The organism is Mycobacterium sp. (assembly GCF_049673265.1).
Taxonomy (GTDB): Bacteria; Actinomycetota; Actinomycetes; order Mycobacteriales; family Mycobacteriaceae; genus Mycobacterium.
Genome location: NZ_JBATXN010000287.1, coordinates 1 through 7429 on the forward strand (window position 1 = coordinate 1; position 7429 = coordinate 7429).

The following is a 7429-nucleotide window of genomic DNA, read 5'->3' on the forward strand; positions in this document are numbered from 1 at the left end:
CGCCGTCAGCTCCTCACCAACGGCGCTTCGCTGATCGGGCAGATGCTCAAGTCGCTGATCGACCTCTGCGACGGCGAGCCTCCGCTGTGGACCAATTCGGCGATGGACGACCTCATCGTCGAAGACGGCCGAGTCGTCGGTGCGCGCATCATCCGAGACGGAACACCGTTGAATGTTCAGGCGCGTAGGGGAGTTCTGTTGGCGGCGGGCGGGTTCGGCCACAACGCCGACATGCGACGCCGTTACAGCGGCGATCAGCCCAACGAGGCGCAGTGGTCGATCGCCAACGCGGGCGACACCGGCGAGGTCTTGCAAACTGCGATGCGGCTCGGCGCGAAAACCGACCTGTTGGACGAAGCTTGGTGGCTTCCTTCGGTGTTCATCGCCAACGGCGGTACCACCGCCGCCTCGCTGGGTTCGGGGCGACAACGACCAGGCGCCATCTATGTCGACTCGAGCGGCCGACGTTTTTGCAACGAGTCGAACTCCTACGTCGAAGTGGGCAAGGCGATGTACGCCAACAAAGCGGTGCCCTGCTGGATGGTGTTCGACGACGGGTACGTGCGTCGCTATGTGGCAGGCGCCAACCCGCTGAAACGTCGACTGCCGTCCGCGCTGATTGAGAGTGGCGCGGTGAAACGGGCCGACACCATAGGCGAATTGGCGCGCCAGATCGACGTGCCCGCTGACGCGTTGGCGCGCACGGTCGAGCGATTCAACAAGTTCGCGGCCAAAGGCCTCGACCCCGACTTTGGTCGGGGTCAGTCGGCGTACAACGACTGCCTAGGCGATCCGGGGTATCGACCGAATGCGGCCATCGGGCCGCTCGGGCGTGCGCCCTACTACGCGACCAAGGTTTATCCGGCCGACGTCGGCACGTGTGGCGGGGTGATCACCAACGAGCACGCCCAGGTTCTCGACGAGCACGACCGGGTGATCGATGGTCTCTATGCGACCGGCAACACCACGGCGACGGTGATGGGCCGGACCTATCCGGGCGCCGGCGCGAGCATCGCCAGCTCTATGGTCTTCGGCTACGTCGCCGCGCGGCACGCGGCGGGGCGCAAGCTAGCCGGCGAGCGGAGCCGCTAGATTCCACGGCGAGCAGACGCAAAAGCCCGCGACACGCCGAGGCGGGGGGGGCTTTTGCGTCTGCTCGCGCTAGGAAGACTCGTCGCGGTCTACGAAATCCCTTGGCTTCAAGCCGGATTGCATGAGCTCGGCTCGGCGTGCCTGAACGTCGGATGCTGCGCCGACCATGTTGGTCAGGATGTGGCTGACCTGAAGGTGCACCCGCATACCCATCAACTCGTAGGCGCGTTTCACGTTGTTCTTCACCGCCATCAGCGTGGTCAGCGGGATCTGGGCGACCTTGCGCGCCATCTCCTCGACAGTGGACTCGAGATCCGCACGGGGAACCACCTTGTTCAGCAGCCCCCAGTCAAGCGCCTCCTGCGCGGACAGCGTCGGCGCCAGCAGCAGCCAATCCATCGTCCGATGCCAATTCATCAGCAGCCACGGCTCGATCATCGTGTGCCCACCGGGTTCGCCGAGGCTCTGCGCGAGCGGCATCTGAAAATACGCATCCTCAGACGCCACGCAGAAGTCGGTCAGCAAGCCCAGATAGATACCGCCGCCCATGCAGTAGCCGTGAATCTGCGAGATCGTCGGCTTCGGAAACTCCCACAGGTACAACGTCGGCCACAAGAACAGGTCGGCGGTGCCCTTGTAGAGATCCTCGAACGTGTCGCCAAAGTCCGGGTATGGGTTCTCGTCGGGACCCCAGCGGGCAACGTGCCCGCCGCAGAAGCCGTTGCCGTTGGCCTTGAGGATCACCACTTTGATCTCGCGATCTCGGTCGGCCTCGTGCAGGCATTGGTCGACTTCGGTCACCAGCGTGGCGTCTTTGGTGTTGGCCTTGTCGACGCGGTTGAGAATGATCCGCGCTATCGGCGGGTCACGCTGGTAGATAACCGCTTCGAGGGTGCGCTCCTCCATGTCGGCGACCCTATTACGGTAAACGTCGAATCAGGCGGATACCGGCTTGGCGACCTTCATCAGCTTCATCAGGTTGCCGCCCATGATCTTGGCGACGTCTTCTTCGCCGAAATCGGTGAGCTCGTCGACGAATGAGATGGGGTCCTTCAGGCCTTCGGGGTGTGGCCAATCGGATCCGAACAGCACCCGGTCGGTGCCGACCATATTGACGATCTCGTTGAACCGGTCCTCCCAGAATGGGGTGATGTAGACGCAGCGCTTGAACGCCTCGACCGGGTCCTCGCTGAACGAGTTCGGCATCTTCTTGTAGACGCCCTTGAGACCCTTGAATAGGTCTGGCACCCAGTCTGCGCCGTTTTCAATCGACAGGATCCGCAGCTCCGGGTTGCGCGACAGCGCGCCGTGGCACACCAGCGCACCCATTGCGTCCAAGATCGGCCGATGGCCCATCGCGAAACTGCGGAAGGCGGTCGGCTTGAACGGCAGGAACTCGTCGCCGGGTTCCCACACGTTTGCGAACTCGGAATAACCACTGTCCGAGGCGTGCATCGAGACCGGAAGCTCGGCCTTGATGCAGGCCTGCCAGAACGGGTCGAATTCCTCGAGTCCGAATGACCGGCTGCCACGGTATCCCGGCACCGGCGCCGGACGGACCAGCACGGTCCGGGCCCCGCGCTCTAAGCACCATTCCAATTCCTCGAGCGCGCGCTCGACAATCGGCAGCGTGATCACCGGGGTGGCGAAGATGCGGTCCTGGTAGTTGAACGACCACGTCTCGTGCATCCATTCGTTGAGCGCGTGGATGACGTCGTGGGTCATCTCCGGGTCGTCCTTCATGCGCTCTTCGACCAGGCTGGCCAGGGTAGGGAACATCAGCGCGTAGTCGATGCCCAGCTCGTCCATGACCTCCAGCCGCGGCGCGGGCTCACGGAAGGCGGGGATCGCCTTCATCGGCTCGCCCAGGATCTCGCGGTAGGTCTTGCCTTGCGCGCCGTTGCGGAAGTAGTCCTCCTGAGCGCCCGGCTTCGCGACCTTTTCGAAGGTCGGGTTGGGGATGTACTCGCTGATGTGGCCGCGCACCACGATCTTGGTGCGACCGCGAACCTGCACGTAGTCGATCACGTTCTTGCGCTTGTCCGGCAAGAACTTGGTCAACGCTTCCTGCGGTTCATACATGTGGTTGTCGGCGTCGAACACCGGGAAGGAAAGCTCGCGAGACGGCATGGCGATCTCCTTGCAAAAGACTGGGTTCTCAGTGGGTGGTAATGACGTTACCACTTCTGTGCAACAAGCTGTAATCGCTCGGCGGCGGGGTTAGGCACGGGGCCAGTCGGGCAGCTTTGGGGTCGCCCCGTTGATGACGGCGAAATTCACCGTGGCCGTCGCGAGCAGCTCTTCCTGGGCATCACCGCCGCCGCCGTCGCCGTAGACGTCGATCTGCATCACCATCGCGCGCCGGCCGCTGCGCAGCATCCGCGGTACCGCGAACGCCGAGCCTTGCCGGATTGGACGCAGGTAGCGGATGAACAGGTCGGCGGTCGTCATCGTGGTGCCCTCCTGCAGGTAGTCCAACCCGAACTGTCCGCCCGCAACGTCGACCAGCGTGGCCACCAGCCCACCCTGCAGGGCGCCGGACGTGTTGACTACCTGAGGGCTGACCGGCATCGTCATCGCGAACTCGCCGTTGCGATCGCCCGGCCGCATTCCGATCTGGCTGAACAGCTCGCTCAGCGTCGGCGGCGCCGGCGGCACGCCGTCGTCTGCGCCCAGGGCGCGGATGCAGAAGTCGTATAGATGGGCCGAATCGATTGGCGCGCCAGTTAATTCGGCCCCCAGCCAATGCAATCGGAGGGCGCCCAGGATGGTCTGCATGACGATCGCCGCCGCGGGCCCGACATCAAGGTTAGGCCGGAAAACTCCTTCGGTGATACCGCGCTGCACGACGTCTCGAATCAGCTCGTGCAGCGGGGAGAGCACCTGGGCATAGTCGCGGGGCCGGGTTTCGGCCAGATGCTGGTTGTAGAGGTTCATCGCCCGATTCAGGCTGTCCTGGACGCTCGACTCGGGCTCGGCGCTGATCCGGTCGATGATCAGTTTGATCGCGGCGGTGCTGTCCAGCCCGTTGGTCTCGGCACGCCAGGTTTGTGCCGACTGCGCCATGGTCCGCTCCAACAGCGCAATCAGCAATTCGTCCTTGCTACTGAAGTGCTGATAAAACGCCCGCAATGAGGTCTTGGAACGGGCGACCACCTCTTGCACGGTGAAGTCGGTGCGCCCCGTCTCGCCCAGGATCTCGACGGCCGTCTTGATGAAGCGGGCAGCACGCGTCGTCGATTCGGCTTCGTCATCCGGGGCCATCCCGCCTCCTTATCGCGCACTGAAGGGTGCTGTGAGAATGAGGTTACCGCGGTTTCCACAGGGACGGTTAGACCGGCGGGACGGGGACGCGGTTATGGCAGCAACGGCAGGCGCCAGACCGGCTTTCCGGGGTCGAGAAACCAGAGCCGGGTGGCGGTCAGCCGCACGATCCGCACTGCGCCGCTGATCATGATCGCCGCGAGCGGCAGGTTGCCGAGCGCCGCGGTCAGCACCGAGAGCCGCATTTGGCTCGGGCCGGCGGTCATGATGTCGAACCAGGCATCACAGATCAGCAGAACCCCTGTTGTGAACGCGGCGAGCAGCACCAGCTGTCGGCGCAGCCAGCCCAGCACCGCGGTAGCGGTCATGAACGCGATGAGCAGGCAGTCAAAGCCGATCCATGTCGCGGGCCAGTTATGGGCGACATAGTTCGCGGGCAAGGTGAAGCCGAGGTAGACGGTCCACGGGATCAGCGCGATAGCGCCGCCCACCATCAGGGTCAACCGGTTTCGCCGCATGCGTCTCGCCATTACCGGTGGCAACACATCGTCGAGCGGGCGCTCCAAACGCTGGATCAAGTCTTTGCGTTCATCTGGTGACATCGCCGCGATGTGGGCATCCGAGAGTTCGCCATCGCCATAGCCGGTCATGACTGTTGAGTATCCTCGGCCGCCGCGTCGAGCCCGGCCTCCACGGGGCCTTGGTGGTGGTTGTGACGCGGTCACAACCGGATACCGATCCGGCGTATCACTGATCCCAATTCTCACTGTAGTCACTATTGTCACAGGTTCGATCCTTGCGCGTCGGCTGTTGACGAGCCATCGGGAAGTCCAGGCACCCATCGGAGGTTTGACGTTGTCGGTATTTCCCCGACTCGCACCGATATCGGTGGCGTCGGTGACCGCTATTGGACTCGTGGCTCCGGTTGTCGTGGCTCCTTCAGCGGCCGCCGCACCTTGCGCGCAATCGTTTTCCGCGGCGGCACCGAACGGCGTTCAGCCGCTGCCGGGGGCGGCGGTGCCCCCGGTTGAACACGTGCCGACGGGGCGCATGCCGCGCGGTGCCCAGAACCAGGCTGCGCCGCCTGGGCTTGGCCCGCTCCCAGCCGCGGCCGCAGGCCCGACAGCAACCGGCGGGCTGAACTTCGCGCCGATGCAACAAGAAGGCGCAGTGCTGCCCTGGCCTGTGCCCCCCGGCCCGGCGGCCCAAGAGGTGCCGAACCCCACGAGTCCGATCACTCCGGGTCCAAACGCAGCTGCCAGTACGGGCCCGACGACAGCGATCGTCAACTGGGTGAACGGACCCAACAGCCCGAACAACACCTACACACGCTTCGCTATCTCCGGCGCCGATCTCGGGATCGTGTGGGACAACGGCCAAACCGGCGCGAATGACCAGGTGCTCATGGCATTCGGCGACACGTTCGGCGACTGCAGCGTTCCCAGCCAACAATGGCGGAGCAACACCTTGCTTCGTAGTGCGGACCGCAATCTGTCCGACGGAGTGTCGGTGCCCGATCCGGTGTTCGCCAACGTCTACGCGGGCTCGCCGGTGTTGTCCGCGACTCCACCGGGATCGAACTTTTCCAGGCAGATCATCGCCAGCCTTAATCTCGCGCCAACCGAAGTGACCATCATTCCCACCGCTGGCATCGCGGTGGGGACAACGCAGTACGTCAATTTCATGTCCGTCCAGCAGTGGGGCAATCCTGGCCAATGGACCACGAACTTTTCGGCAATCGCAACTTCTACCGACAACGGCGAAACGTGGACTGCAAACCGTGGAACCGTCCGGCCTAGCTTCTTTTTCAGCGTGCCCAGCGTCTGGTTCAACTGGGGCAACCAGAACTTTCAGCAGGGGGCGTTCGTCCGCCGCGACGGTTATGTGTACTCATTCGGCACGCCGTCCGGGCGCTCCGGCTCGGCATATGTGTCGCGCGTCCCCGAGAACGCTGTGCTGGACCTCAATCAGTACGAATACTGGGGCAAACCGTGGTGGAATCCGTTTGCCGCGCCGTCGTGGATCGCAAACAGTCCGTGGTCTGCCACGCCGGTTATTTCGGCCCCGGTGAGCGAGATGTCAGTTCAGTACAACGATTATCTCAACAAGTACGTCGTGCTCTACTGCGACGGCTTGAACAATGTCGTCATGCGGACAGCGGACAATCCGCAGGGACCGTGGAGCGCAGCGCAGACCCTGGTGACGTCGACACAACTTCCTGGCGGCATTTATGCCCCGTTCATCCACCCCTGGTCAGCCGGCCACGACCTGTATTTCAACCTCTCGCTGTGGTCGGCGTACAGCGTGATGTTGATGCACACCACGCTGCCCTAGGCCAGAGCGGCCCAGATGCGACGGTGAGATTGGGAAGGATGGCGTTGCTAGGCGGCGGTGTGGCGGGGGACTGGCAGCAGGTACTGCTCACGCCGACAATGGCGGTGGCACACGGTGCCCCGGACCACCATTGCCACAGTACAAGTTTCAAATAACGCCCGGATAGTGGCCTGTCGATGACCGGCCCAGTTCCAGACGGCGTCACCTGGGATATGGCGTTTGCCACGACAGCACAGGATGTTGAGTCGCTCTACCCGCTTGACGAATCCGATTTGCCGAGCAGCCGATAGCCGGCTTCGGTAAATGCCCGGGCGATGTTTCTGCCATCGGCACGATGAAGTTCGTCGTATGACTCGATGCGTGCAGCCTCGCCCCCGGTTACCCCGTACAGACGGGTCGAGACCGGGTCCTCGGGCGGCGTGGGATCCCCGACGAAACGCGCGCGCATTGCCCACATCGTTTCCACGGCCGCGACCACCGAGTAACCACCCAACGGTGGGGCGACGTGATACAGCTCAACGTCGCCGACAGCCACGATCTTGAGGATCTCATCGGCGTTGTCCGGTGCTAAGCCGACAAAACGTGCAGTGCCTGACATGGTTTTCCCCAACTAGTTGACGATGACAAATCGATACTAAGGGGCCCGGCGCTACCCTCCGCGCGCCAAAATCATCGCCGAACGATTGACCTTGGTCGCCGCCGTGCGGGGGATCTCGTCGACGAACTCCACTGTCTTGGG

General features: G+C 63.5%; 7 protein-coding genes. 2 read left to right on the top strand and 5 right to left on the bottom strand.

All coding sequences use genetic code 11. The features are described 5' to 3' along the window. Positions 1–1092 (top strand): FAD-binding protein (locus WBF82_RS09960; RefSeq protein WP_424382876.1); only part of this gene is annotated, 1092 nt, incomplete at its 5' end. Between the two features lie 69 nt (positions 1093–1161). Here the strand turns inward: WBF82_RS09960 and WBF82_RS09965 are convergent. The 4 genes from WBF82_RS09965 to WBF82_RS09980 form a co-directional block, all read right to left on the bottom strand. Then, positions 1162–1998: an enoyl-CoA hydratase-related protein gene (locus WBF82_RS09965; protein WP_424382877.1), complete on the bottom strand. Its 837-nt coding sequence runs from the start codon at positions 1996–1998 to the stop codon at positions 1162–1164. Between the two features lie 30 nt (positions 1999–2028). After that, complete coding sequence (locus tag WBF82_RS09970; RefSeq protein ID WP_424382878.1) at positions 2029–3222, bottom strand: amidohydrolase family protein; 1194 nt, start codon at positions 3220–3222, stop codon at positions 2029–2031. A 90-nt stretch (positions 3223–3312) separates the two neighbouring features. Beyond that, on the bottom strand, positions 3313–4356 hold the full coding sequence (locus tag WBF82_RS09975; protein ID WP_424382879.1) for a hotdog fold thioesterase: 1044 nt from the start codon (positions 4354–4356) through the stop codon (positions 3313–3315). Between the two features lie 92 nt (positions 4357–4448). Then, on the bottom strand, positions 4449–5006 hold the full coding sequence (locus tag WBF82_RS09980) for a hypothetical protein (protein ID WP_424382880.1): 558 nt from the start codon (positions 5004–5006) through the stop codon (positions 4449–4451). A gap of 643 nt (positions 5007–5649) precedes the next feature. On the opposite strand from WBF82_RS09980, the gene WBF82_RS09985 reads away from it, so the two are divergent. Then, entirely contained in the window at positions 5650–6690 is a 1041-nt protein-coding gene (locus tag WBF82_RS09985; RefSeq protein WP_424382881.1) for a DUF4185 domain-containing protein, read from the top strand. A gap of 250 nt (positions 6691–6940) precedes the next feature. On the opposite strand, the gene WBF82_RS09990 is transcribed toward WBF82_RS09985, so the two are convergent. Next, complete coding sequence (locus tag WBF82_RS09990; protein ID WP_424382882.1) at positions 6941–7288, bottom strand: hypothetical protein; 348 nt, start codon at positions 7286–7288, stop codon at positions 6941–6943. Positions 7289–7429 lie beyond the last annotated feature (141 nt).